21 protein-coding genes are annotated in these 24169 nt (G+C 74.2%); 8 read left to right on the plus strand and 13 right to left on the minus strand.

Annotation, left to right across the window (positions count from 1 at the left end):
- Window positions 1–7 precede the first annotated feature (7 nt).
- From RNC47_RS11125 to speB, 5 genes are read right to left on the minus strand one after another with little or no spacing between them, the layout of a single operon-like run.
- A complete protein-coding gene (locus RNC47_RS11125) occupies window positions 8–868 on the minus strand; it encodes an ABC transporter permease (protein ID WP_311597842.1) in 861 nt (286 codons plus the stop codon).
- Window positions 868–2895 carry an ABC transporter ATP-binding protein gene (locus RNC47_RS11130; protein ID WP_311597843.1) on the minus strand — a complete coding sequence of 676 codons (2028 nt, stop codon included), beginning with the start codon at window positions 2893–2895 and terminating at the stop codon, window positions 868–870. Before RNC47_RS11130 ends, RNC47_RS11125 begins: the two co-directional genes overlap by 1 nt.
- Before the next feature lie 5 nt (window positions 2896–2900).
- The gene (locus RNC47_RS11135) at window positions 2901–4193 is read right to left on the minus strand and encodes an MDR family MFS transporter (protein ID WP_311597845.1); all 1293 of its coding nucleotides are present in this window, start codon (window positions 4191–4193) and stop codon (window positions 2901–2903) included.
- On the minus strand, window positions 4190–5782 hold the full coding sequence (locus tag RNC47_RS11140) for an ABC transporter substrate-binding protein (protein WP_311597846.1): 1593 nt from the start codon (window positions 5780–5782) through the stop codon (window positions 4190–4192). Before RNC47_RS11140 ends, RNC47_RS11135 begins: the two co-directional genes overlap by 4 nt.
- Before the next feature lie 28 nt (window positions 5783–5810).
- Window positions 5811–7025 carry an agmatinase gene (gene speB / locus RNC47_RS11145; protein WP_311597847.1) on the minus strand — a complete coding sequence of 405 codons (1215 nt, stop codon included), beginning with the start codon at window positions 7023–7025 and terminating at the stop codon, window positions 5811–5813.
- Window positions 7026–7245: 220 nt separating this feature from the next.
- Here speB and RNC47_RS11150 point away from each other — a divergent pair, with 220 nt between their 5' ends.
- Together RNC47_RS11150 and RNC47_RS11155 are read left to right on the plus strand one after the other, a co-directional pair.
- Window positions 7246–8271: a LacI family DNA-binding transcriptional regulator gene (locus RNC47_RS11150; protein ID WP_311597849.1), complete on the plus strand. Its 1026-nt coding sequence runs from the start codon at window positions 7246–7248 to the stop codon at window positions 8269–8271.
- Between the two features lie 10 nt (window positions 8272–8281).
- The gene (locus tag RNC47_RS11155) at window positions 8282–8665 is read left to right on the plus strand and encodes an RNA-binding S4 domain-containing protein (protein WP_311597851.1); all 384 of its coding nucleotides are present in this window, start codon (window positions 8282–8284) and stop codon (window positions 8663–8665) included.
- Window positions 8666–9174: 509 nt separating this feature from the next.
- On the opposite strand, the gene RNC47_RS11160 is transcribed toward RNC47_RS11155, so the two are convergent.
- The 3 genes from RNC47_RS11160 to RNC47_RS11170 are packed head-to-tail and all read right to left on the minus strand — an operon-like array spanning window position 9175 to window position 10997.
- Complete coding sequence (locus RNC47_RS11160; protein WP_311597853.1) at window positions 9175–9798, minus strand: DUF305 domain-containing protein; 624 nt, start codon at window positions 9796–9798, stop codon at window positions 9175–9177.
- Window positions 9795–10487: a DUF3105 domain-containing protein gene (locus tag RNC47_RS11165; protein WP_311597854.1), complete on the minus strand. Its 693-nt coding sequence runs from the start codon at window positions 10485–10487 to the stop codon at window positions 9795–9797. The genes RNC47_RS11160 and RNC47_RS11165 overlap by 4 nt, the downstream gene beginning before the upstream one ends.
- Window positions 10488–10547: 60 nt before the next feature.
- The gene (locus RNC47_RS11170) at window positions 10548–10997 is read right to left on the minus strand and encodes a hypothetical protein (protein WP_311597855.1); all 450 of its coding nucleotides are present in this window, start codon (window positions 10995–10997) and stop codon (window positions 10548–10550) included.
- A gap of 200 nt (window positions 10998–11197) precedes the next feature.
- On the opposite strand from RNC47_RS11170, the gene RNC47_RS11175 reads away from it, so the two are divergent.
- The 4 genes from RNC47_RS11175 to RNC47_RS11190 all read left to right on the plus strand — a co-directional run bounded on the left by RNC47_RS11175 (window position 11198) and on the right by RNC47_RS11190 (window position 14889).
- Complete coding sequence (locus tag RNC47_RS11175) at window positions 11198–12151, plus strand: sporulation protein (RefSeq protein WP_311597856.1); 954 nt, start codon at window positions 11198–11200, stop codon at window positions 12149–12151.
- 181 nt (window positions 12152–12332) lie between these two features.
- Window positions 12333–13268, plus strand: a complete 936-nt coding sequence (locus RNC47_RS11180) for a sulfotransferase family protein (protein WP_311597857.1) — start codon at window positions 12333–12335, stop codon at window positions 13266–13268.
- Window positions 13265–13708 carry a hypothetical protein gene (locus RNC47_RS11185; protein WP_311597858.1) on the plus strand — a complete coding sequence of 148 codons (444 nt, stop codon included), beginning with the start codon at window positions 13265–13267 and terminating at the stop codon, window positions 13706–13708. Before RNC47_RS11180 ends, RNC47_RS11185 begins: the two co-directional genes overlap by 4 nt.
- Window positions 13705–14889, plus strand: coding sequence for a glycosyltransferase family 4 protein (locus RNC47_RS11190; RefSeq protein ID WP_311597859.1), 1185 nt, complete (start codon window positions 13705–13707; stop codon window positions 14887–14889). The genes RNC47_RS11185 and RNC47_RS11190 overlap by 4 nt, the downstream gene beginning before the upstream one ends.
- 35 nt (window positions 14890–14924) lie before the next feature.
- Here the strand turns inward: RNC47_RS11190 and RNC47_RS11195 are convergent, their stop codons facing one another.
- Both RNC47_RS11195 and RNC47_RS11200 read right to left on the minus strand, forming a co-directional pair.
- The gene (locus tag RNC47_RS11195) at window positions 14925–15581 is read right to left on the minus strand and encodes a response regulator transcription factor (RefSeq protein WP_311597861.1); all 657 of its coding nucleotides are present in this window, start codon (window positions 15579–15581) and stop codon (window positions 14925–14927) included.
- The gene (locus RNC47_RS11200) at window positions 15557–16726 is read right to left on the minus strand and encodes a sensor histidine kinase (RefSeq protein ID WP_311597862.1); all 1170 of its coding nucleotides are present in this window, start codon (window positions 16724–16726) and stop codon (window positions 15557–15559) included. Before RNC47_RS11200 ends, RNC47_RS11195 begins: the two co-directional genes overlap by 25 nt.
- Before the next feature lie 110 nt (window positions 16727–16836).
- On the opposite strand from RNC47_RS11200, the gene RNC47_RS11205 reads away from it, so the two are divergent.
- Together RNC47_RS11205 and RNC47_RS11210 are read left to right on the plus strand one after the other, a co-directional pair.
- The gene (locus RNC47_RS11205) at window positions 16837–17595 is read left to right on the plus strand and encodes an ABC transporter ATP-binding protein (RefSeq protein ID WP_311597863.1); all 759 of its coding nucleotides are present in this window, start codon (window positions 16837–16839) and stop codon (window positions 17593–17595) included.
- Window positions 17592–20042: an ABC transporter permease gene (locus RNC47_RS11210; protein ID WP_311597865.1), complete on the plus strand. Its 2451-nt coding sequence runs from the start codon at window positions 17592–17594 to the stop codon at window positions 20040–20042. Before RNC47_RS11205 ends, RNC47_RS11210 begins: the two co-directional genes overlap by 4 nt.
- Here RNC47_RS11210 and RNC47_RS11215 read toward each other — a convergent pair.
- The 3 genes from RNC47_RS11215 to RNC47_RS11225 form a co-directional block, all read right to left on the minus strand.
- Entirely contained in the window at window positions 19979–20884 is a 906-nt protein-coding gene (locus RNC47_RS11215; RefSeq protein ID WP_311597867.1) for an ABC transporter permease, read from the minus strand. The genes RNC47_RS11210 and RNC47_RS11215 overlap by 64 nt on opposite strands.
- A complete protein-coding gene (locus RNC47_RS11220) occupies window positions 20884–23577 on the minus strand; it encodes an alpha/beta fold hydrolase (protein WP_311597869.1) in 2694 nt (897 codons plus the stop codon). The genes RNC47_RS11215 and RNC47_RS11220 overlap by 1 nt, the downstream gene beginning before the upstream one ends.
- Window positions 23578–23669: 92 nt before the next feature.
- Window positions 23670–24158, minus strand: coding sequence for a nuclear transport factor 2 family protein (locus RNC47_RS11225; protein ID WP_311597871.1), 489 nt, complete (start codon window positions 24156–24158; stop codon window positions 23670–23672).
- Between the last annotated feature and the right edge of the window lie 11 nt (window positions 24159–24169).

The raw sequence follows: 24169 nt of genomic DNA on the forward strand, positions 1-24169 counted from the left end.
ACGGTTCTCAACGGCCGCGGCGGGCGAGGATGTTGCGTACGGCGTCGCCACCGAGGTTGGCGATCAGGCTCAGCAGCATCACGGTGAGCCCGGGGATCACGGGGATCCACCAGTGCGGGAGGAGTTCGGCGAGGTTGCGCGCGGTGTCGGCGCCGAGCTCCGGCGCCGGGGCCGACTGTCCGAGGCCCAGGAACGAGAGGCTGGCCAGGACGAGGACGACGCTGCCGACGTCCAGGCTCGCGGTCACGACCGCCGAGGGGACGACGCCCGGCAGCAGGTGCCGCAGCACGAGCCGGGTCCGGCCGACGCCGGCCATCCTGGCCGCCTCGACGTGGGGGCGCACCGCCAGGGCCCGCACCTCGCCGCGCACGATGCGGGCGTAGTAGGGCCACCAGACGACGGAGACCGCCAGGAAGGTGTTCCAGAGACCCGAGCCGAGCGCGGCGGCCACGGCGACCGCGACCAGCATGGCGGGCAGCGCGAGGAACAGGTCGGTGACCCGCATCAGCAGGGAGTCGAGCCAGCCGCCGAAGGCGCCGGCGAGCAGGCCGACGGTGCCGCCGACGAGGAGGCCGACGGCCACCACGACGAGCGCCATCAGCCAGCTGGTGCGCAGCCCGAGCAGGGTGCGGGAGAGCAGGTCGCGACCGATGCCGTCGGTGCCGAGCAGGTTCCCCTCGCTGCCGACCGGGGCGTAGAGCTGTCCCGCGGCCCGCACCGGGTCCTCGGGCGCGAGGAAGGGGGCGAACAGGGCCACCAGGGTGACGACGGCGACCAGGCCGAGGACGGCGTGGTCCACGACCGGTCCTCCGGAGAGGCGCGGGCGCGGGGTGGGGACGAGGGCCGCCTCGGCGGCGGTTGCTGACATCAGGACTCCCCTCGGTGGACGCAGGCGAGGCTGCGGCGGGCGGACGGCGGGGCGGTGCGGGCCGGCCCGGGCGGGCGGGGGCCGATGGGCACGAGCTGGACCCCGGTGAGGGTGCTCGCGCACTCGTCGCGCGCGACGGCGCAGCGCGGGTGGTAGGCGCAGCCGCTCGGCGGGGCCAGCGGGCTCGCGGGTTCGCCGACGATCTCGGGCAGGGTGACGCCGAGCCCGGGTACGGCCGAGATGAGCGCCCTGGTGTAGGGGTGCCGTGGGTCGGTGACGATCTCGTCGGCCGAGCCGATCTCGACGAGCCGCCCGAGGTACATGACGGCGATGCGGTCGGCGATGACGCGGGCCACGGAGAGGTCGTGGGTGACGAAGACGACGGTCATGCCCAGGTCGCGGCGGAGTTCGCGGATGAGGTTGAGCACGTTGGCCGCGAGCGAGACGTCGAGGGCGCTGGTCGGCTCGTCGCACAGCAGCACGCGGGGCGGCACGATGGTGGCCCTGGCGAGGGCGACGCGCTGCCGCTGGCCGCCGGAGAGTTCGGCGGGCCTGGCGTCGACGACGGACTCGGGGAGTCCGACGGCGCGCAGCGCCTCGGCGACCCGCTCGCGGGGGCGCCTGGTGGCGCGGTCGAGCCTGGCGAGGCGTTCGGTGAGGAGCTCGCGGACGGTGAGCCAGGGGGTGAGGGAGGCGCCGGCGTCCTGGAACACCATCTGGATGTCGGCCCGGTCGGGCCCAGCGACGGTGCCGTTGGTCGGCTTCTGCAGCCCGGCGAGGATCCGCAGCAGGGTGGACTTGCCGGAGCCGGACTCCCCGACCAGCGCGATCGACTCGCCCGCCTCGATGTCGACGGTGACCCCGCGCAACGCGGCGAGCCTGCCCTTCCGCCCGCGCTGGTCCCGGACGGTGAAGTCGCAGGTCAGTTCCGTGGTCTGGAGCACGACGTCCGGCACGGGTGGCCGCCCCCGGTCGGCGGGTCCTGGCCGCTCGCCGGCGGGCGTCGCGGGGGTGCCGGCCTGGTCGGCCAGGAGGCGGGCGGCCTCCGGGGCGCGGTGGCAGGCCGCGTGGTGGAGGGCGGTGCCCGGTACCGGCGACAGGGCCGGGCGCTCCTCGGCGCAGCCGGCGGCGGCGATCCCGCAGCGGGGGCGGTAGGCGCAGCCGGCGTCGGTGGGCCGGTGGGCGGTCGGATCCGCGAGAAGGGTACGCAGCGGCGCGTGGCGGTCGGTGGTGAAGTCGAGCCGGGAGGCGAGGAGCCCGATGGTGTAGGGGTGGCGCGGGTCGGTGAGGACCTGCTCGGTGGGGCCGGTCTCGACGAGCCGGCCGCCGTACATCACGGCGACGCGGTCGGCGATCTGGCCCGCGACGCCCAGGTCGTGGGTGATCATCAGCACCCCGCAGCCGACCTCGTCGGTCAGTCCGCGCAGCACCCGCAGCACCTGGGACTGGACGGTGACGTCGAGGGCCGTGGTGGGCTCGTCGGCGACGATCAGCCGGGGGCCGCCCGCGATGGCCATCGCGATCATGACCCGCTGGCGCAGTCCACCGGAGAGCTCGTGGGGGTAGGCGCGCATGCGTCGTTCCGGTTCCGGGACGCCGACCGCGCGCAGCAGCCGCACGGCCTCGGCGGCGCTGCCGGCGGCCTCCACGACCTGGCGGCCGACCCGCATGGTGGGGTTGAGCGAGGTCATCGGGTCCTGGAAGACGACGCCGAGGTCGCGGGCGCGGGCCAGCCGGCGGCGCTCCTGGTCGCCGCGCACCATGTCGGTGCCGCCCACGGTGAGGGTGCCGGTCACGCGCGGCTCGGCGGCGCGGGGCAGCAGGTCCATGAGGGCGAGGCTGAGCACGCTCTTGCCGGAGCCCGACTCGCCGACCAGGCCGAGGATCTCGCCGGGGGCGATGTCCAGGTCGATGCCGTGCAGCACGGTGGTGCGGGTGCCGTTGCGGACCAGGCTGAGTTCGAGTCCGCGGATGCTGGCGGCGGGTGTGACGGGGGTGGCGGTCTGTTCGTCGAGGGTGCGGAGCACTTCGGTTACCTCGCTTTCTGGACGGTCTCGTCCACCGGGCGCGCGCCGTCCGGCTCGTCCGTGTCCTGGGCGCCGTCGGCGCCCTCGGAGCGGGCGACGCGGTCCTCGCGGGAGCGGGCGGTGGCGGTCAGGAAGGCGGCGATCAGGACGCAGGCGGCGGCGCAGCCGAGCCAGAGGGCGGCGCTGCCCAGGTACTGGATGACGCCGCCGCCGACGAGGGGGGCGACCATGGTGGCGGTGGAGAACGCGAGGGCGTAGACGCCGAGGTAGCGGCCGCGGGCCCGCCGGTGGGACATGTCGGCGGCGATGGACTGGGCGGCGGGGTGGGCGCCCATCTCGCCCAGGGTCCACACGCCGACGGCGACCGCGTACCAGGCCCAGCTGGTGGCGAACGCCTGGAGCCCGACGCCGACGGCGGTGACGCAGAGCGCGACGGCGAGGATCGCCTCCCGCCGCCAGCGCGCGACGAGGCTCGCCGAGGGGATCCCCAGGGCGCACAGCAGCACGCCGTTGAGGGTGAGCAGCAGCCCGTACTGCTGGCTGGTGAAGCCCTCGTCCAGCATGGTGACGGGGAGGGAGACGGTGGACTGCACATAGACGACGGAGTAGACGAACATCCCGGCCACGAACGTCAGGAAGACGCGGTCGCGCAGCACCTCGCCGAGGCTGCCGGTGTCCACCGCGCGGTCGGCTCGCCGAGCCCGCCCGCCGAGCCCGGGTGGCGTGTAGGGGTCGCGGACGCCGCCGAGCACGATGGCGGCGGCGATCACCAGGACGCCGGCCTGGGCGTAGAAGAGGTACTCGAAGGCGCGCTCGGCGATGAAGCCGGCGAGCAGCGGGCCGATCGCGTAACCCAGGTTGACGGCCCAGTACTTGTAGGCGAACGCGGTCCGCCGGTGGGCGGGGGCCACCAGGTCGGTGACCAGGGCCGTGATGGCCGGCTGGGCGGCGCCGTTGACCAGGCCGAAGACGAACAGCAGCCCGGCCGTCGCGGCGGGGTGTGTGAAGGACGGGATCACGCCCATGGCCACGGCGGACAGCAGCATGCTGCCGAGGAGGGTGCGGCGGCGTCCGACGAGGTCGCACAGGACGCCGCCGCCCAGCGTGGAGACCACCACTCCCCCGCCGTACCCGGCGACGATCAGCCCGGCCTGGGAGGTGGTCAGGCCGGCGTCGCGGGTGAGGAAGAGGGTCATGAACGGGACGACGAAGCGTCCCGTCCAGGTGACCAGCACGGCGAGCCAGAGCCACCAGAAGCCGGTGGGGAGGTCCCGGGCGCGGGTGCGTGGTGCGGTCACCGACCGTCCTGGATGGTCAGGGTGTTGAAGTCGAGCGTGTAGGGCTCGGCGATGGAGTGCGACTCGGCGACGCCGCCGAGCCAGGGCTGGGTGACGACGAAGTCGTTGACGTAGGACCAGGCCGGGGTGCAGGCCGCCTCGGTGATGGCCCGTCCGGCGGCGGCGTAGGTGTCGGTGTCGCCGGTGCGCAGGGCCTCGGCCAGCAGGTCGCTGGTTGCCTGGTCGGAGCACTGGAGGTGGTTGAGGCCGCCGTCCTGGTCCCAGAACACGTGCCCGTACATGTAGGCGTTGCTGGAGTCTGGCCAGGTGCCGGAGGCGACGTAGAGGTCGGGGGCGTTCACCGGGTCGGCGGCGAAGGTTCCGAAGACCTGGGAGGTCTGGTAGGCCGAGACGGTGGTTTCCAGGCCGAGTTCCTGGAGTTGGGCGGCGACGATGGTGGCGATCTGCTGGTCGTCGGCGCTGCCGCCGTTGTGGCCGATCACGACGGACCGCTGGGCGGCCGGGAGGCCGGCGACGTACTCCTCCAACGGCGCGGTGTCGTAGGTGATCTCGCGGGCGTCGGCGCCGTCGGGTATCGCGCCGCGCGAGTAGGTGCCGGTGGCCAGCTCTGCCTTGTGGGTGACGACCTGGTCGATGATGGTGGCCCAGTCGACGGCCTGGAAGGTGGCGCGGCGGGCCGCGGCGTCGGCCAGCAGCGGCCGGTTGGGGTTCATGTAGAGGACGCCGACCTGGAAGGACGGCAGGCTGAGCGCCTGGAGGCTGTCGTCCGCCATGTACCGCTCCTGGGAGGCGGAGGGGACGGCGCCGATGATCGCGGACAGGTCGCCGTTGTCGAGCGCGAGCTGCATGGCCGAGGTGTCGGTGTAGACGGGGAGTTCGACCGTGGTGAAGGTGGGCTCCCCGCCCCAGTAGCCGTCGTGGGCGGTCAGCTCGTAGCGCTCGCCGACCCGGGCGGCGCTGAGCTGGTAGGGGCCGGTGCCGGCCGAGTGGGTGGCGAGGTAGGTCTGGGCGTGGTCGTCGCCGGCCTGTTCGCTCAGCACCTCGGGGCTGATCACGCGCGGGCCGTAGGGCGAGGCGAGGTAGTCGAGGAAGGCGGAGTTGGGCTCGTCGAGCGTGATGACGACGTGGGTGTCGTCGGGGGTCTCGACGGACGCGACCCCGTCGACCATGTAGGCGGGGCCGGCCGCGACGGCGGCGCGGCGGTCGAAGGACGGCTCGACGGCGGCCGAGGTGAAGGGCGTTCCGTCGTGGAAGGTCACGCCCTCCCTGAGGGTGAAGGTGAAGGTCGTGTTGTCCTCCGACACCTCCCACTCGGTGGCCAGGCTCGGGCCGATGACGGACTCCTCGGTGCCCGGCTCATAACGCACCAGGCCCTCGTACATGTTGGTGGTGAGGGCCAGACCGTTGCCCGCGTAGTAGACGTCGGGGTCCGGCGGTTGGCCGATGTCGTTCAGCAGGCCGACGCGGAGGACGCCGTCCGTGGGGGCGGCGGAGCCCGCCGTGCCGGCCGCTCCCCCGCCGCAGGCACCGACGGCCAGCGTCAGGGCCAGGGTGCCGGCGGCCAGGGCCGCGGCGCGCGCTCTCTTCATGGGGACGCTCCTTGCTTGCGTGCCGGGGTCACTGCGCCGGCTGGTCGGTTTCGCGGTCGCGCAGCGCGCGGGAGTGGCCGGGGCCGAGGGCGTGCGGGTGCAGGTAGTCGGGCTCGGTGATGCCCTTGCGGCGCATCGCGATGCCGGTCAGCGCCTCGCGGACGGCGCGGTTGGCGAGCAGCGCGGTGATCTCGCCGCGGTCGTCGTAGGGCGGGCTGACCTCGACGACGTCCATGCCGACGACGCCGACCTCCGCGCACAACCGGCGGACGGCGGTGAGGACGTCGGTGCTGGTGAGCCCGCCGGGTTCCGGGGTGCCGGTGCCGGGGGCGTAGGCGGGGTCGGCGACGTCGATGTCGAGCGAGATGTAGAGGTGGTCCGCCTGGTCGAGGGCCTCGTCGACGGCGCGTTCCAGGACGGTGGCGAAGCCGTACCGGTTGATCTCGGCCATGAAGTGGGTGCGCATCTCGCGCTCGTCCATCCAGTCGAGGATCTCCTGGTCGGGCCAGTAGCCGCGCAGTCCGACCTGGACGAAGTTCCGGCCGGGCACGGCGCCGCTCTCGATGAGCTTGCGCATGGGCGTGCCGTGGCTGGCGAGGCTCCCCGGGGTGTCGGGTCCCGTGTCGGCGTGGGCGTCGAAGTGGACGATGCCGACCTTGCCGTAGCCGTAGTGGTCGGCGACGGCGGTGGCGGACGGCCAGGTGGTGGCGTGGTCGCCGCCGAGGATGATGGGGATCGCGCCGGAGTCGACGATGGTGCCCACGAACTTCCGGATGCCTTCGAAGGTGTTCCAGGTGTTGCCGACCTTGATCGGGGCGTCGCCGTAGTCGCAGACCCTGAGGACCTCCAGGGCGTCGACATGGGTGTCGAGGGAGAAGTGGGCGCGGCCGTAACCGCCCTTGTAGTCACAGGCGCGGATGGCGAGCGGGCCGTGGTTGGTGCCGCTGCGTCCGGTGGCGGTGGCGTCCCAGGGGACCCCGCAGATGGCCACGTCCATCTCGCCGGCGACCAGGTCCTCGGGGGTGAGGCAGATGGGCAGCTTGGCGAAGGTCTGGATGCCGGCGAAGCCGCCCTCGCCCTTGCGGTTGACGAAGATCGGGCCCGGCGGGCGGCCGGTGTTGAAGTCGTCGACCGCGCCGTGCCCTTCGAGCCCCCTGCCGAGCCGGGGCGGCTGCTCGAAGAACCCCTCGGGGAAGTCGTGGTGGTGGTGACCGTGGTCGTGTTCGTGGTGGTGCGCTGTCAAGGAACCCTCTCAGACCCTCAGAACGGGGTTGGCAGGCAGCGAACCTAAGAACTGCCGAATCGATTCGTCAATGCGTTCCGGCCCTCCCGAGGCGGGTGTTTACACATCGCTCCCGGGGCGCCGCCGTCCGAAGCGCCGCCGACTCACGGCCGTAACACCGCCTCGTCGCGCGGCCGATGCGACCACGGCCCGGCGACAGGCCGTCCGTATGATGTGCGACATGAGGCGCCAGGCAGTCACGCTCAAGGACGTGGCCCGAGCCGCGAAGGTCTCCCCGAGCACCGCGTCCGAGGCCCTCTCCGGCACGGGGCGGATGACCGAGGCGACCAGGGAGGCCGTGATCCGGGCGGCCAGGGCACTCGACTACCGGCCCAACGCCGTCGCCCGCGGCCTGCGGACGGGGATCCTGCGCAGCATCGCGCTGCACCACGTGCACGCCGGCGACCGCTTCGCCTCCGACTACTTCAGGGAGTTCGTCACGGGCGTGCTGGACGGCACCCAGGCCCAGGACTACGACCTGACCCTGCTGTCCAGCAACCCGGCCGTGCCGCGCAACCGCGTGCCGCGCGTGGACGGCGTGATCATCGCCGACCCCATCGCCGACGACCTGCGCGCCCACGAACTGCTGCGCTCCGGCCTCCCGGTGGTCGCCGGCGAGCACTTCCCGCCCGGCATGCCCACCTGCCCCGTGGTGGCGGCGGACCACGGCGCCGCGCTGCGGGAGATCCTGGACCACGCGCTGCGCGAGGGCGCCAGGCGACCTGCCTTCGTCGGCCCGGACGCCAACAGCGGCTGGGGCGTGCTGCTGCGGGCCGAGTTCCTCGCCTGGTGCGAGGAGCACGACCTGCCCGGCATCACCCGGGAGAGCCGGTTCCTCAACCTCTCGGTGGCGGAGCACACGGCGATGCTCACCGAACTGCTGCTGGGTGAGCCCGAGATCGATCTGCTGGTGGTGTCCTCCGAGGCCATCGCCCTGGGCGCGCTCGACGCGCTGCGCGCCCTCGGGCGCGCGCCGGGGGCCGACGTGCTGCTGGCCTGCTGCGGCGAGGGCCGCACGCTGTCCGCCGTGACGCCGACCGTCACCGGCGTGGACATGCGGCCTCGGGAGCTGGGGCTGCGGTGCGCCCAGCTGCTGATCCGGCTGATCGAGGAGGACGAGTCGCCCGCGGAGCGGACGACCGTACTGCCGGCCCGGGTGCGCTGGCGCGAGTCCACGGCGCGGCGCGAGGCGGTCCGGGCGGGTTAGGCTCGGCCGCATGGCTTCCGAGGAGGAGAGCGGCAGCGTCCGGGTGGACAGCTGGATCTGGTCCGTGCGGCTCGCGAAGACCCGCTCGGCCGCCGCCAGCGCGTGCCGCGCGGGGCACGTGCGGGTGAACGGGGAGCGGGCGAAGCCGGCGCAGCCGGTGCGGGCCGGCGACGAGATCCGGGTGCGGCAGGAGGGCTGGGAGCGGGTCGTGGTGGTGCGCAAGCTGATCCGCAAGCGGGTCGGCGCGCCGGTCGCGGTCGAGTGCTACCAGGACAACAGCCCGCCGCCGCCTCCGCGCGAGGAGTGGGCCGCGATCCCCCGCCGCGACCGCGGCACCGGCCGCCCGACAAAACGCGAACGCCGCGAGACGGAACGCCTCCGCGGCCTCCGCTGACGCCGCCGAAGGCGGCGACCGGCGCCGCTGCGCGGCGGCCACGGCCGGGAACCCCAGCCCGCGGAGCCGAGCCGCCGCATGCGCCGGGCCGACCACACGACGGGTCACCGCCGACCGGTACCGCCGCGCAGCGCCCCAGGCGGAACCACGGCCACGGCCCGACCCGGCCCAGAGCCACGAACACCGCGCGGCCACGCCCGGCCAAGCCGATCACCTGGCCCCCGGCGAGCCGCCACAGGCGCCGGCCCGAACGGCCCGACCGCCGCCGGCCGCCCGACGGGTCACCGCCGACCGGTACCGCCGCGCGGCGGCCCCGCGGGCGGAACACACGGCCACGGCCGGGAGCTCCAGGCCAGCGCCAACGCCCGGCCAAGCCGACCGCCGGCCCGGTCGCACCCGCCACCGTCAGCCGGTCAGGCCGCGCAGCGGCAACGGCACAGCCAGGCCGCAGGCCACCCGGCAGGCCGCCCGGCCGGGCACCGGGCCCGGTTTGGCCCGCCCGGCCAGGGCTACGGCTGGGAGCCGCGGTCGGCCAGCATGTCGGTCATGAGGCGGATCTCGGACTCCTGGGCCTCGACCATGCCGGCGGCCAGGTTCCTGATCTCCTCGGTATCGGCCTCCCGCGCGGCCGCCTCGGCCATGAGCACGCCACCCTCGTGGTGCGCCGTCATCAGGCGCAGATAGCGGATCTCGGCGTCCTCGCCCTCGGCCGCGGAGAGTTCGTCGAGCTCCTCGTCCGTTGCCATGCCGGGCATCCCGCCCTCGTGGCCACCGCCGTGGCCGCCCTCCGCCATCCAGGACATCGGCGGCTCGCCCGAGCTCTTGTTGCGACCCCAGACCTCGAGCCAGCCGAGCATCATGCCCCGCTGGTTGGCCTGGGTGTTGATGATGTCGTAGGCGAGCCTGCGCACATCCTCGTCGTCGGTGCGGTCGCGGACGATGAAGGACATCTCCACCGCCTGCTGGTGGTGGACGGACATGTCCCGGGCGAAGCCGACGTCCGCCGAGTCCTCCGCGGGCGCGGCCGGCGGGGACTCGGCGGGGGCCAGGGCGGTCAGCCCGATCAGCACCGCGGCGACCACGGCGATCGCGCCGCTCGCCGCCAGCAGCCACCGCCGGACACTGGCTGTCATTCCGTGAGCCCCCCGGTGCAGGCGGCGCCCGGCTCAGGGGTCTGGGCGCCCTGGACGAAGGTGTTGAAGAAGGTCTCGACGCGCGGGTCGTCGGCGGTGTCGAGGGCCAGCTGGTTGCCCCAGGCGGTGAGCACGATCGGGGACTCCTGGTCGGGCTTGGGGCTCATCAGGGTGTAGCTGGTGGCGGAGACCCGCTCCGAGAGGGTCGCTATGTCGGCCTCGGCGGCCGCGTCGTTGTAGGTGACCCAGACCGCGCCGTGCTCGAGCGAGTGCACCGCGTTCTCGTTGGCTATCTCGGTCTCGTAGACGTCGGCGTCGCAGTTCATCCAGGCCTGCGCGTGGTCGCCGCCGGCCGGCGGGTTCATCGGGTAGTCGACCTGGCCCTCGACGTGGTTGCGCCCCAGCTCGTCCCAGGTCTGCACGCCCTCGATCTCGCTGGCCTCGCCGGCCGGCGGCGTCGCCGGGTCGTCGCCGTCGGTGCTGGCCCACAGCCACCAACCGCCGCCGACGGTGGCGGCGAGCACCACCATGCAGGCGGCGATGGTGAGGATGCGGTTGCGGCGGTCACGGGCGCGTTCCTTGCGGCGGGCCTCCTCGATCTTGGCCCGGCGCTCGGCGGCCGCGTTCCGCTTGCCCGACTTCCCTCCGGGCTTGTTGGTGGCCTTGCTGTTGGTCCTGTTGGTTGCCATGGTGTCCTCTTCCGGCAAACGGGATGGTCCGATCTGGGATTGCGGGGTGGGACTTTCCCGTCACGTTCGCTGGATCCGCAGCCGATGCAGGTCGACCTCCCCGACCCGGTCGTTCGCCGGGCCGCTGATGCCGGCGATGGCGACGACGCGGGCGGCGGGCGGGGCCGGGTCGGTCGGCGGAACGTGGAGCGCGAGCGGGGCCGGGAGCAGCGGATCGGCCGGCGTGCCCGGGCCGCCATGGCAGGTGCTGCCCGGGTCGAGGGAATCCGCCGGCTGCTGGGCGTGCGGGTGCCGCCCGGGATCCGACTGCGCGGCGTGCTGACCCGGGGACACGGCGTGGCTCGCGGCCAGGGCGTCGGCCTCGGCGCCGGCCGCGCAGAGGCCGAGGGCGCACAGCACCACGACGAGCGCGAGCAGCAGGCTCCGCAGTGGTGGCGTGCCCGAGGCAGCCCCGCCGTACCGGGCGGGGCTGACGTCTGTGCCGCCGGTCCGGCCGGCTGTTCGGGTCATCGACGGTCATCGTACTCATGGCCGATCGGTGATGGACCGGTGCCGTCATGACCACGGATCGTCGCGAACGGCAGGGTAGCGTGGGAAACGGCCTTGCGCCGCACGGTTGTTGGGGCCGCGGCCGCGCGGATTCCATACGTATGGGATCTTCAGGATCTATCCGACTTATCAGACTCTCAGATTCGAAGGAGAACGCCGAGATGGTGTTCAAACGGCTGCTCGGGGCGATCGGCGTGGGCGGTCCCTCGGTGGACACGATCCTGGACGGTGGTGCGGTCGTTCCCGGCAGCACCCTGACGGGGCGGGTCATGGTGCGCGGCGGCTCCATGGACGTCGAGATCACCGGCATCCACCTCGACTTCGTGGCCCGGGTCGAGGCCGAGGGGCACGACTCGGAGACCGACGGCCAGGTCGCCTTCCACCGGGTCACGGTGGGCGGCGGCTTCCGGCTCGCGGAGGAGCAGGAGTTCAGCGTGCCCTTCCAGGTGCCGGTGCCCTGGGAGACGCCGATCACCGAGATCTACGGCCAGCCGCTCGGCATCGTGCTCGGGGTGCGCACCGAGCTGGCGGTGGCGGAAGCGGTGGACAAGGGCGACCTCGACCCCCTGCTGGTGCGGCCGCTGCCGGTGGCGGAGGCCGTGCTTGAGGCGTTCGGCCAGCTCGGCTTCGGGTTCAAGTCGGCCGACCTGGAGTTGGGGCGGATCGGCGGCACCGGGCAGACGCTGCCGTTCTACCAGGAGATCGAGATGTACCCGCCGGAGCGGTACGCGCACGCGATGCGGGAGGTCGAGATCTCCCTGCTGGCCTCTCCCGGCGGGCTCGAGGTGGTGCTGGAGGCCGACAAGCCGGGCGGCTTCCTCTCCTCCGGGCACGACGTGATCAACCGGTTCTTCGTGAGCCACCAGGACGTCGGGCAGACCGACTTCAACGCCCTGGTGGACTCCTGGGTCCAGCAGCTCGCCCAACGGCACGGCGGGCACGGCGGCGGCTTCTTCGGCGGCGGCCACGGCCACCACGAGCACCACGAGGAGGAGCGCTCGGGCTTCGGCGCCGGGGCGATGGTCGCGGGCGTGGCGGCCGGTGTGGTCGGCGGGCTCGTGATGGGCGAGATCATCGACGAGATCGGCGACGCCTTCGAGGGCGACGAGGAATGACGCGCTGAACCACCGGCTCACTCGCCCGAGTTCCCCGGTTCACTCGGGCGAGTGAGCCTTCGCTCGTTATCCACGGCCGGCAACGGGTCTTGCCCCGGCGGCGCGGTGAGTCTGGTGTAAGAACGACCCTGAAATCGATCTTCCTCCTTCTCATCCCCGTTGGTGTTGGGCCTCGTTCGCCATGAAACTGCTTCGGAAAATCAACGCCGCGCTCGGCTCGGCGACCGGCTTCCAGGTGCGCCGCGCCGGCCCTCGGATCGTCGCCCGCCCGGCGGTCACCCAGCGCCCGCCCGGCACCCGGGGCGCGATCGAGCCGCGGCCGCCGGCCGATCCGACCGTCGACCGGCTGCTGCGCCGGCCCGTCTTCGTCATCGCGCCGGTGCGCTCGGGTTCCACCCTGCTGCGGTTGACCCTCAACGCGCACTCCCGGCTGCACGCGCCGCACGAACTGCACTTCCGCCGCCTCGAGGTGGCGCACGCCACCCGGCTGGCCGACCGCTCGCTCAGCCTGCTCGGGCTGGACCGCACCGAGCTCGAACACCTGCTGTGGGACCGGGTGTTGCACCGGGAGCTGGTGCGCTCGGGCAAGCAGACGCTGGTCGAGAAGACCCCGGGCAACGCCTTCGTGTTCCGGCGGATCGCCGCCTGCTGGCCGGACGCGAGGTTCCTGTTCCTGCTGCGTCACCCGGCCGCCGTCGCCCGGTCCTGGCACGAGGCGGACCCGGTGAAGCGCAACCCCGAGCACGCCGCGCACGACGCGCTGCGCTATCTGAACGCGGTGGAGCGCGCCCGCCGGGCGCTGCCGGGACACACCGTGCGCTACGAGGAGTTGACGGCCGAGCCCGAGACCGCGCTGCGCGCCGTCTGCGACTTCCTGGAGGTCGACTTCGAGCCGGGGATGGTGGAGTACGGGCGGGCACCCGGCGGGACGGCCGGCCTGGAGAAGGGGCTCGGCGACTGGCGCGAGAAGGTCAGGTCGGGCCGGGTCCAGCCGGGCCGCGAACTGCCGCCGCCGGAGGCGGTGCCGGCGGTGCTGCGGGAGATCTGCGAAACCTGGGGGTACGCGGAGGCGGAGCCGGCTGCCGGCCGGCTGGTCCCCAGCGGACGGTCGTCGTGAGCGGCCACGCGGAACTGGCCCAGGTGTGGCCGCGGGACGGCGCGCTGCGGCTGGTCGGCCGGCTGCACGACCACGAACCCGAGCCGGCGACGGCCGCCGCCTGGACGCTGCGGCTGACCCCGCGCGGCGCGGCGGGCGAGCGCGCGCTGTGCTATCCGGCGCCGCTCGACGGGATGGCCTTCGACGCCTCGCTGCCGGTGGCCGACCTGGTGCCCGAGGGCCCGTTCGAACCGCCGGCGCTGTGGGACGTGTGGCTGGCGCCCCCGGAGGACAGCGGCGCCGGGCTACGGGTGGGGCGGCTGCTGGACGACATCAGGGGCAAGAAGAAGATCATGGTCTTCCCCGGCCAACAGGTCACCAGGGGCGACCTGACGATGCTGGTGCGGCCGTACTACACGATCAAGGAAAATCTCTCCGTCGAGGTGCTACCCGGGCGATGAAGATCCGCTATCTGCTGCTGCACGCCTACGGGATGGGCGGCACCATCCGGACGGTGTTCACCCAGGCCGGGGCGCTGGCCGCGGCGGGCCACGACGTGCGGGTGGTCAGCGTGCTGCGGCGCGCCGACCGGCCGTACTTCCCGCTGGATCCCCGGGTGCGGCTGTTCGCCCTCTGCGACCTGCGAGCGGGCCACGAGGGGCCGGGGAGCGAGCCCCGCGGGTGGCTCGGCCGGCTCGCGGCGCGCCGGGCCGGGCTGCCGCCCCGCCACGTGCCGCGCGGCGAGGGCAGCCACTCGGCGCTCACCCGGCGGATCGAGCGCCAGATCATCGACTACCTCGGCGAGTTGCGGGACGGGGTGCTGGTGACCACCAGGCCCTCGCTGAACCTGCTCGCGGCCCGCTTCGCCACCCGGGGGGTGCTGCGGGTGGCCCAGGAGCACATGAACCTGGCGGTGCACCAACCGGACGTCCAGGCGGCGATCTCCCGCTGGTACGGGCGGTTCGACGCGATCGCGGTGCTGACCCAGCGGGATCGCCGCGACTATCTCCGGATCGCGCCGGGCGCCCGGGTGGAGTGGATCCCCAACGCCGTCCACTCGCTGAAGCAGAAGCCGTCGACGTGTGCCAGCCGGATCGCCGTGGCGGCCGGGCGGCTGCGCCCGCAGAAGGGCTTCGACCTGCTGATCAAGGCGTTCTCCCAGGTGGTCGACGAGTTCCCCGACTGGCAGCTGCGCATCTACGGCACCGGGGACCGCAGGCACCAGCTGCGCAGGATGATCGACGAGCGTCACCTCTACAACCACGTCTTCCTGATGGGCCGCACCGACCAGATGGACGAGGAGCTCGCCAAGGCCTCGCTGTACGTGCTGAGTTCGCGGGCCGAGGGCCTGCCGATGGTGATGATCGAGGCGATGACGCACGCGCTGCCGGTGGTCAGCTTCGACTGCCCGACGGGCCCGGCGGACGTGATCACGGACGGCAAGGAGGGGCTGCTGGTCCCGCCGGAGGACGTGGCAGGGCTGGCCGGGGCGATGCGCACGCTGATGGCCGACGAGGGCCTGCGGGCGCAGATGGGCGACGCGGCCCTGACCACCGTGCAGGCGTACTCCCCGGAGGCGATCCGGGACAGGTGGACCGAGCTCTTCGAGTCCCTGTCGGCCTCCCGGGCGCGGACCGGCTGACGGTCGGCCGCCCCCCGCGCTCGCGCCGCCCACCGTCAGACCTGGAGGTAGGCCAGCACGGCGAGCACCCGACGGTGGTCGTCCGGGGCCGGCGGGAGGTCCAACTTGGCCAGGATGCTGGCGATGTGCTTCGCGACCGCCGCCTCGGTCACCACCAGACGTCGGGCGATCGCCGCGTTGGACCGGCCCTCGGCCATCAACGCCAGCACCTCGTGCTCGCGTGGGGTGAGGCGGCTCAACGGGTCCCGGCGCCGGGCCAGCAGCTGACGCACCACCTCGGGATCCACGACCGTCGCCCCGGCCGCGACCCGGTCGACCGCGTCGGCGAACTCCTCGACGTCGCCGATCCGCTCCTTGAGGAGATATCCCATCCCCGCGCCGCCCCGGCGGTCCTGGAGCAGCTCGTCGGCGAAGGTCTGCTCGACGTACTGGCTGAGCACCAGGACCGCGAGCTCCGGCTGCTCCGCCTGGAGACTGCGGGCGGCGCGGAGGCCCTCGTCACGGTAGTCCGGCGGCATCCGGACGTCGGCGACGACGAGGTCGGGCTTCTGCCGCCGGGCGGCGGCGAGCAGTGAGGGGCCGTCGCCCACGGCGCCCAGCACCTCGTGGCCGAAGCGGCGCAACAGGTGCACCATGCCCTCGCGCAGCAGCACGGCGTCCTCGGCGATCAGGATGCGGAGGGCTGGTGGCACGGGATCTCCGCTCTGATCAGGGTGGGTCCGCCGGGCGGGCTGGAGAGGAACATTCTGCCGTCGGCCGCCGCGACCCGGTCGGCCAGGCCGATCAGGCCGCTGCCCCGCGCGGTGTCGGCACCGCCCACGCCGTCGTCCTCGATCTCCAGGCGCAGTACGCCCTGGGTGCTGCGGGCCGCGATGCGGCACCGGCCGGCGCCGCTGTGTTTGGCGATGTTGGTCAGCGCCTCGGTGACCACGAAGTAGGCCGTCGCCTCGACGCCCGGCGGCAGTCGGTCGGGGAGGTCGAGGTCGGTGTCGACCGGGACCGGGGAGCGCCCGGCTATATCCCGGACGGCGGCCGGGATTCCGCGTTCGGTGAGCACCTGGGGGTGCACTCCCCTGATCAGCTCGCGCAGCTCGGCGAGCGCCTCCTTGGCGAGCGTGTGGGCCTCGCCGACCTCCTTGGCCGCGACGCTGCCCGGCGGCAGGTCGAGCGCCGCGATGCCCAGCTTCAGGTGGAGTGCCACCAGGCGCTGCTGGGCTCCGTCGTGCAGGTCCCGCTCGATGCGCCGGCGCTCCGTCTCGAAGGCGTCGACGAGCCGTGCCCGGGAGCGGATCACCTCGCGCAGCTCGCGGTCCCTCGGGGCGAGCACGGCGCGGGCCAGGGCGCCGCGAGCCCCGGCCCAGGCGCCGATGGGGTAGGCGGCCACGGGCAGCAGGACCGCTCCGGCGACCGGTCCCGCGACGGCCTGCCAGGGCGCGGCGGTGGGTTGCAACGGGGCGCACAGCAGGAAGCCGGGGATGCCGATCGAGACCAGGACGACGGCGAGGTCCGCCCAGCCCACGGCCACGATCGAGACGGCGCCGTAGCCCACGGTCCGCCAGCCGTCGAGCGGCCGCAGCGGCTCGCGGTCTATCAGCGTGAGCCGCCACCTCTCGAACGGCCCCGCCATCAGCACGGCGAAGGCCAGGATGTGGACGGCGGCGAACACACCGGCCACCCGGCCGAAGGGGGCGGTCAGCACGCCGAGCACCGCGAGACCGAGCGTGGTGCTGAAGAACCCGCCGGTCAGGAGGTACGTCAGCGCCCGCAGGGGCCAGCCGCTACGGAGATACCCCAGAGGCCGGTAGCTGAGGGCCTCCAGGACGTTACGGGGAAACACGCGACCGACCGTACCGAGTGGACGGCGGCCGGTCGGTAGTGCCAGGTGGAGTATTCGTTCTCGCCCAGGCACCAATGTGCCGGTGGGTCACCATGTCGTTGCCTTGAGCCATGAACGTTACCCAGACCGCCCTCGCTCCCCCTCCCGTCCGGCTCCGCGCCGTACACAAGCGCCACGGCGCGGGGGAGCACGCCGTCGCCGCCCTGGCCGGCGTCACCGTCGACTTCTCCCCCGGCACGATGACGGCCGTGATGGGCCCCTCGGGCTCCGGCAAGTCCACCCTGCTCCACTGCGCGGCCGGCATCGACCGCCCGTCCGCCGGCGAGGTGTGGATCGACGGCACCGAGCTCGGCGGCCTCGACGAGGACGCCCTCACCCTGCTGCGCCGGGAGCGGGTGGGCTTCGTCTTCCAGGCTTTCAACCTGGTCTCGGCCCTGACCGCCGAGCAGAACGTCGAGTTGCCCCTGCGGCTCGCCGGCCGACGCCCGGCGGCCGGTGCGGCGCGCGACGCCCTGGCCCGGGTCGGTCTCGCGGACCGGTCGGGGCACCGGCCGAGCGAGCTGTCCGGGGGCCAGCAACAGCGCGTCGCGATCGCCAGGGCCCTGATGGCGCGTCCCGCGGTGCTCTTCGCCGACGAGCCGACCGGGGCGTTGGACAGCGCCGCCTCACGCCTGGTGCTCGGGCTGCTGCGGCAGTTGGTCGACGCCGAAGGGCAGACGGTGGTCATGGTGACCCACGACCCGGCGGCGGCCGCGTTCGCCGACCGCGTCCTGCTGCTGGCGGACGGCCGGCTGGCGGAGGAGCTGCCCGGCGGCGCGGGGGCCGAGGCGATAGCCGCGAGGACGGCGGCGCTGGAGGTGCGGTCGTGATCGGGTGGGCGATGGTCAGGGAGCGTTGGGCCTCCTTCCTGGGCTCCTTCGTCGCGGTCGCGGTGGGCGTCGCCGTGCTGACGATGAGCTCGTTGATCCTGCTCTCGGGCGGCACGGGCGTGCCCGAGCGGCTCGCCGGTGCCCCGGTGCTGGTAGCGAGCCCGGAGGGGGCGCGGGTCAGCGGGGTGTTCACCCAGCCACCGCCCTGGGCGCCCGAGCGGGCGGAGCGGCTTCGGGCGTCGCTGGCCGCTCTTCCCGGGGTCGAGTCGGCGGTGCCGGTGCGCGACTTCTACGCGCAGGCGGTCGGCACCGAGCAGCGCGCCGGCGAGCGGCAGGGCCGGGGCTGGTCCACCGCGGCGCTGGCCTCGTACGGACTGACGGCCGGCGGCCCGCCGGTCGCCAGCGACGACATCGTCGTGGACCGGGCGCTCGGCGTTCCGCCGGGTGAGCGGGTCGCGATCCTGACGGCGGACGGTCCGGTGGACTTCACGGTCACCGGGACGATGGCCGGCCCCGGCTACTACGTCACGGACGAGCGGGCCGGTGAACTGGCGGGCGGCGTCCGCGTCATCGGTCTCACCCTCGCGCCCGACGCCGATCCGGCGCGGGTGGCCGGGGCGGCGCGGGAGGTCGTCGGCTCCGAGGGCCGGGTGCTGTCCGGTGCGGCCCGGGACGCGCTCGCCCCGGAGCAGGACGAGATGACGCGGTGGATCGGCGCCCAGGTGGTCACCGCCATGACGGTGCTCTCCGCCTTCGTCACCGTCTTCGTCGTGTCGTCGGCCTTCGCCTTCACGGTCGCCAGGCGCCGCCGCGAGTTCGGCCTGCTGCGGGCCGTCGGCGCGACGCCGCGGCAGTTGCGGCGGGTGCTGTACGGGGAGGCGCTGGCGGTGGGCGGGCTCGCGGCGGGCGTCGGGACGGTGCTCGGGGTGCCGCTCGCGCCCGTGATGGCCGGGCTGCTGGTCGACGGCGGCCTGCAACCGGTGGGCTTCACCGTGCGGTTCACCTGGTGGGTGCCGGCGGCGGCCTTCGCCCTCGGGCTCCTGGTGGCCCTGGCCGGGGTGTGGGTCGCGTCCCGGCGGGCGGCCCGGGTGGCTCCGTTGGACGCGATGCGGGAGGCGGTGGTCGACAGCCGGCCGATGACGCGGGGGCGGTGGCTGGCGGGGCTCGGGCTGACGGGCGCCGGCCTGGCCTGCGCCGTGGGCACGGCCGCCGCCGGGCCTGACGCCATGGTCCTGTTGGGGCTCGGCGCCGCGATGGGGCTGACCGCCGGGCTCACCGTCCTCGGCCCGGCCCTCACCCGGCCCGTCGTGAGCGCCCTGACCCGGCCGCTCGCGTCACGTCCCGGGGCGACGGCCATGCTGGTGCGCGAGAGCATGCGCACGGCGGTGCGCCGTACCTCGGCGACGATCGCGCCGGTGCTGGCCACGGTGGCGTTCGCCGTGCTGATCACCAGCACGGTGGAGACCACCGCCGGCGCGGACGCCGCGAGCGAGGCCGCGGCCGTGCGGGCGGAGGCCGCCATCGTCCCGCGGGGCACCCCCGGGCTCTCGGCCGCGGCCGCCGACGGTGTCGAGGGCACCGCGGTGCTGTCGACCACCGTCTACGCGGGGGCGGACGGGTCCGCCTTGCTGGCGGCCGGCGTCTCCCCGGGGTTCGAGGCGGTCCACGCCGCGCCCGCGCCGGCCGAGGGCACCGTCGTGGTGAGCGCCGCGGTGGCCACGGCGCATGGCTGGTCGGAGGGTGCGAACGCCGACCTCGTCTTCGAGGACGGCCGGCTGGAGCGTCCCCGGGTGGCGGCGGTGATCGGCGACGACCTGCCCTACCAGCTGCTGTTGCCGGCCGAGGTCGTTCGGGAGCGTGACCCCTCGGCGCTGGCCGACGTCGTCTTCCGCACCGGTGGCTCTCCGGCCCGTCCTCCGGTGGAGCTGGGGGCCCAGGAGGTCTCGGTCCTGGAACAGGCGCGGGCCGGCGACGCGGAGGAGGATCGTCTGATACGTCTCTTCACGCTGATCCTGGTGGCCATGACGGCCGGGTACACGGCGATCGCCGTCGGCTCCACCCTGCTGGCGGCCACCTCGGACCGGGTACGTGACTTCCGGGTGCTCCGGCTGTCCGGCGCCTCCCGCCGTCAGGTCCAGCTGGCCGTCGCCGGGGAGACCTGCTGTGTCGTGGCGATCGGCGCCGCGCTGGGCCTGGCCGCGGCCGCTCCGGCCCTGCTGGGCATGAGCCGGGGGCTGCGGGAGAACCTGGGCGTTCCGGTGGAGCCGGTGGTGGCGTGGTCCTGGGTGGTGGGCGCGGTGGTCGGGTGCCTGCTGCTCGGCCTGGCCGCCAGCGTGCTGCCCGCCCGCCGCGCCCTGCGCCGGCAGGCGGCACCCGGTCCGGCTCAGGAGACGATGTCCTTGGTGCGGAAGCCGCGGAAGGCCAGGGCGAAAAGCACCAGGGCGTAGCTCGTGGAGATGGCCGCGCCGCGGATCATGCCGCCCCACTCCAGCTGTGGCTGGAAGACGTCGGCCCAGGCGAACTGCCAGTGGGCGGGCAGGAAGTCCCGCCAGTCGCCGAGCGCGGTGATGGCGTCGAGGATGTTGCCGACGATGGTGAGCCCGAGGGCGCCGCCCACCGCGCCGAGCGGCGCGTCGGTGGCGGTGGACAGCCAGAACGCCAGGCCGGCGGTGACGAGTTGGGCCACCAGCACGTAGCCGACGGCGATGGCGAGCCGGCGCACCGACTCGCCGGCCGGCAGGGTGCCGCCCGTGGGCAGTTCGAGCGGGCCCCAGCCGTAGGCGGCGGTGCCCACGCCGAGCGCCACCAGCGGCAGCAGGGCCATGGCCGCGGCGCTGAACAGCAGCGCCACGCCCAGTTTGCTGAGCAGCAGCCTGGTGCGCGGCACGGGGGCGGCCAGCAGGTAGCGCAGCGAGGACCAGCCGGCCTCGGCGGCCACGGTGTCGCCGAAGAACAGCGCGACGGGCACCACGAGGAGGAAACCGGCGGAGAGGAAAAGGCAGGTGGCGGCGAAGTTGACGCCGGAGACGGTGGCGGTGTCGAGCAGGGTGAGCTCGCCCCCGCCGCCGCCCGGCTGGCCGCCGACCTCGAAGGCCACGGCCACCACGGCCGGCAGCAGGGCGAGCAGCGCGCCGAGCACGAGGGTGCGGCGGCGGCGCAGTTGGCGGACGGCCTCGACGCGCAGCGGCAGGGTGCGGCGCGCGGCGTAGCCGGGCGCCGCGTCGAGGGCCGTGGTGCCGGCGGCGGCCGTGGTGGCGGGGGTGCTCGCGGTGGTGTCGGGCGCGGCCATCAGGCGCCTCCGATCAGGGTGAGAAAGGCGTCCTCGAGACGGCGGTGCGGGCCGACGGAGTGCACGGGGATCTCCAACCGCACGAGCTCCGCGAGGAGTTCGGCGGCGGTCAGGCCGTCGAGCCGGACGAGCAGCCCGGTCTCGGCGCGGCCCACCGAGGCCACGCCGGGCAGCGCGGCGATCCGCTCCAGCACGGCGTCGGTGGCCTCGATGTCGATGCCGACCAGCAGGGTGTCGCCGGATCCGGTGATCTCGCCGACCGGCCCGGAGCGCACCAGGCGGCCGCCGTCCATCACCACCAGGTGGGTGCAGGTCTGTTCGACCTCGGCCAGCAGGTGGCTGGAGACGATCACGGTGCGGCCCTCGGCCGCGTACCCCGTCATCACGTCGCGCATGGCGCGGATCTGGGGCGGGTCGAGGCCGTTGGTCGGCTCGTCGAGGATCAGCAGCTCCGGCAGGCCGAGCATGGCCTGGGCGATGGCGAGCCGCTGCCGCATGCCCTGCGAGTAGGTGCGCACGGCGCGGTCGACGGCCGGGCCGAGGCCGGCGATCTCCAGCGCCTCCGCCAGGTGGGCGTCGGCGGCGGGCCGGCCGGTGGCGGCCCAGTAGAGCTCCAGGTTGGCGCGGCCGCTGAGGTGCGGCAGGAAGCCGGCGCCCTCGACGAAGGCGCCGACCCGGGAGAGCACCGGGGCGCCCGGGGTGACCAGGTGGCCGAAGAGCCTGATCTCGCCCGCGTCCGGGCGGATCAGGCCCATCAGCATGCGCAGCGTGGTGGTCTTGCCGGCGCCGTTGGGGCCGAGCAGGCCCAGCACCTGGCCGCGCCTGACCTGGAAGGAGAGGTCGCGGACGGCGTACCGGTCGCCCGCTCCCGCGTAGCGCTTGGTGAGGCCCTCGATCCGCAGCGGCATGTCGGCGAGCCGGGGGTCGGGCGCGGGGTCGGCCGGGCCTGCCGCGGCGGCCGGGGTGCGGCGCCGGCCGGTGAGCAGCAGGGCGGTGGCGACGACGACGGCGGCCAGCGGCAGGCCCCAGGTCCACCAGGGCAGCGGCGACGCGCCGCCGGCGAGGTCGGGGGCGGTGGGGAGGGTGAGCCCGGGGTCGGCGAGCGAGACGGTGTGGGTGGCGGGCTCGTCCGGCGAGGCGTAGCCGATGTCGGTGCTGGAGAGGACGAGGCGCAGCCGGTGGCCGGCCTCGAAGGGGTAGTCGATGGTGGGGAGGCGGACGTCGACGACGCGCCCCTCGCCGATGTCGTCGACGCGGAGCGGGGCGACCAGCTGGGCGGGCAGGCTTTGGCTGCCGCCGTCCGGCGCGACGTCGTAGAGCTTGGCGAACAGCACGGCGCTGTCGGCGTCCGAGTCGAGCTGGATTCGGACGGTGGGGGCGCCGGTGACACGCACCGTCTCGGTCAGCGGCGCGGAGTCGAACGCGGCGTACTGGCCGGGGAAGTCGAGGGCGAGTCCGAGACCGAGGGTGGAGATCCGGGCGAGGGCGCCGAGCCCCGGCACGGCGGAGACCCCCGGCGGGGAGCCGCCGGGCGGGTTGACGAAGCTCTGCTCGCCGCCCTCGAGGTCGATGGTGGTGGGCTCGCCCGTGAGCCCCGGATAGGTGTCGCCGGACGCGCCGCGCAGCAGCGTGGAGCCGTTGGTGGAGTCGAAGCCGCTGATCCGGGTGACGCGGAAGCCGGGTCCGGTGTCGGCGGCCGGGTCCTCGCGCAGGTAGCGGTCGAACCAGTCGAGGGTGCGGGCCTCGGTCCGGCCGGCCTCGGAGATGCCGCCGTCGTGGCCGGCCCAGACCCAGTCGACGCTGACGGGTGCGCCGTTGGCCTCGATGGCGCCGGCCATGGCGTCGGCGTGGTCGAGGGGGAAGAGCGAGTCGTGCTGGCCCTGGGTGATGAGGGTCGGCACGTCGATGCGGTCGGCGACGGCGGCGGGGCTGCGGGCCTGCAGCAGGTGGCGGGCGGCCTCGTCGGGCTCGCCGGCGACGGCCACCCGCTCGTAGAGCTCGCACAGTTCGGGCAGGAACCGGCCGCAGCCCGGGTCGTCGCCGGACGAGCCGGTGGCCTCGGTGGATCCGGTGGTGAACAGGATGCCGGTCCACAGGCGCTTGAAGACGCCGTCGGGGAAGAGCGCCTGGCCGAGGTCCCAGTAGGTGACGCGGGGGGCGATGGCGTCCACCCGGTCGTCGTGCCCCGCGGCGAGCAGCGCGACGGCGCCGCCGTAGGAGGAGCCGGCGATGCCGACCCTGGGGTCGCCGTCGCCGTCGAGCCGGATGTCGGGGCGCTCGGCGAGCCAGTCGATCAGCCGGGAGACGTCGGCGATCTCGCGCTCCGGGTCGTTGAGGCCGATGCGCCCGGTGGAGCCGCCGAAGCCGCGGGCCGACCAGCTCAGCACGGCGTAGCCGGCGCGGGCCAGCCGCTCGGCCTCCGGCCTGACGTCGTCCTTGCTGCCGCCGAAGCCGTGGGCGAGGAGCACGGCGGGGCGCGGCTCGGCGGCGTCGCCCGTGGTGAAGAACGAGGTGTCGATCCGCACGGTCTGCCGGCTGCCCGGCTCCTCCGGCATCTCGAAGACCCGGTCGTCCCGCACCACCTCGGGACCCTCGCCGCCGGCCGCCACCCAGGTGCCGGCGCCGGCGAGCACGGCCAGGGCGGCGAGGGCCCCGGCCAACCGGCGGCCCCGCAGGGGCCATCGCGTTCTCATGTGCCGGGGTTCCCCCTTCGAGGTGACGGACAGCACCTCAACGCTACTTCGTCGGGAGCGCGAAGTGGCGGTCGGGTGAGCCGGGAACCGGCCTATTCGAGGGTCAGGGGCACCCCCGGAGTGAGCAGCCCGGCGAACCGCAACTGGCGGCGGGCGAAGCGCCAGCGGCCGTCCTCCTTGCGGAGGACGTCGGCGTAGCCGCCGGTCCTGCGCACCTCGTGACGGCCGTCCTCGTAGGCGAAGGTGACCGTGAGCAGCGAGCGGGTCTCGGCGGTCGCGTCCCGGTGGCGGAGCACGACGATGTTCGTGGTGACGTGTCGCTGGTAGGCGCCGAGGGTGTTCCTGTTGTGACGCCACTGCTCGACGAGGGCCCGCATCACGTCCTCGCGCCCGGCGACCCGGCCGGGGAACGGCGGCGTCTCGGGGACGAACTCGTAGCGCACGTCCTCGGTGAACAGCTCCCGCAGCCCGTCGAAGTCGCCGGAGTCGTAGTAGTGACCGTAGGCGGCCGTCACGTCCTTGATGGCGGCGTGGTCGGCCAGGGTCTCCACGTCGAGGTGGGCGGTCGACCCCGGTCGCATGAGCGGGCCGA

Origin of the sequence: Streptomyces millisiae, from assembly GCF_031845425.1 — a bacterium.
Lineage (GTDB): Bacteria > Actinomycetota > Actinomycetes > Streptomycetales > Streptomycetaceae > Streptomyces > Streptomyces millisiae.

What these genes read in the sequence shown, in the direction of transcription:
- RNC47_RS11125 (WP_311597842.1), bottom strand. Translation starts at nt 868, where the DNA reads ATGTCAGCAACCGCCGCCGAGGCGGCCCTCGTCCCCACCCCGCGCCCG.
- RNC47_RS11140 (WP_311597846.1), bottom strand. Translation starts at nt 5,782, where the DNA reads ATGAAGAGAGCGCGCGCCGCGGCCCTGGCCGCCGGCACCCTGGCCCTG.
- RNC47_RS11150 (WP_311597849.1), top strand. Translation starts at nt 7,246, where the DNA reads ATGAGGCGCCAGGCAGTCACGCTCAAGGACGTGGCCCGAGCCGCGAAG.
- RNC47_RS11155 (WP_311597851.1), top strand. Translation starts at nt 8,282, where the DNA reads ATGGCTTCCGAGGAGGAGAGCGGCAGCGTCCGGGTGGACAGCTGGATC.
- RNC47_RS11160 (WP_311597853.1), bottom strand. Translation starts at nt 9,798, where the DNA reads ATGACAGCCAGTGTCCGGCGGTGGCTGCTGGCGGCGAGCGGCGCGATC.
- RNC47_RS11165 (WP_311597854.1), bottom strand. Translation starts at nt 10,487, where the DNA reads ATGGCAACCAACAGGACCAACAGCAAGGCCACCAACAAGCCCGGAGGG.
- RNC47_RS11170 (WP_311597855.1), bottom strand. Translation starts at nt 10,997, where the DNA reads ATGACCCGAACAGCCGGCCGGACCGGCGGCACAGACGTCAGCCCCGCC.
- RNC47_RS11175 (WP_311597856.1), top strand. Translation starts at nt 11,198, where the DNA reads ATGGTGTTCAAACGGCTGCTCGGGGCGATCGGCGTGGGCGGTCCCTCG.
- RNC47_RS11180 (WP_311597857.1), top strand. Translation starts at nt 12,333, where the DNA reads ATGAAACTGCTTCGGAAAATCAACGCCGCGCTCGGCTCGGCGACCGGC.
- RNC47_RS11190 (WP_311597859.1), top strand. Translation starts at nt 13,705, where the DNA reads ATGAAGATCCGCTATCTGCTGCTGCACGCCTACGGGATGGGCGGCACC.
- RNC47_RS11205 (WP_311597863.1), top strand. Translation starts at nt 16,837, where the DNA reads ATGAACGTTACCCAGACCGCCCTCGCTCCCCCTCCCGTCCGGCTCCGC.
- RNC47_RS11215 (WP_311597867.1), bottom strand. Translation starts at nt 20,884, where the DNA reads ATGGCCGCGCCCGACACCACCGCGAGCACCCCCGCCACCACGGCCGCC.
- RNC47_RS11220 (WP_311597869.1), bottom strand. Translation starts at nt 23,577, where the DNA reads ATGAGAACGCGATGGCCCCTGCGGGGCCGCCGGTTGGCCGGGGCCCTC.
- RNC47_RS11225 (WP_311597871.1), bottom strand. Translation starts at nt 24,158, where the DNA reads ATGCGACCGGGGTCGACCGCCCACCTCGACGTGGAGACCCTGGCCGAC.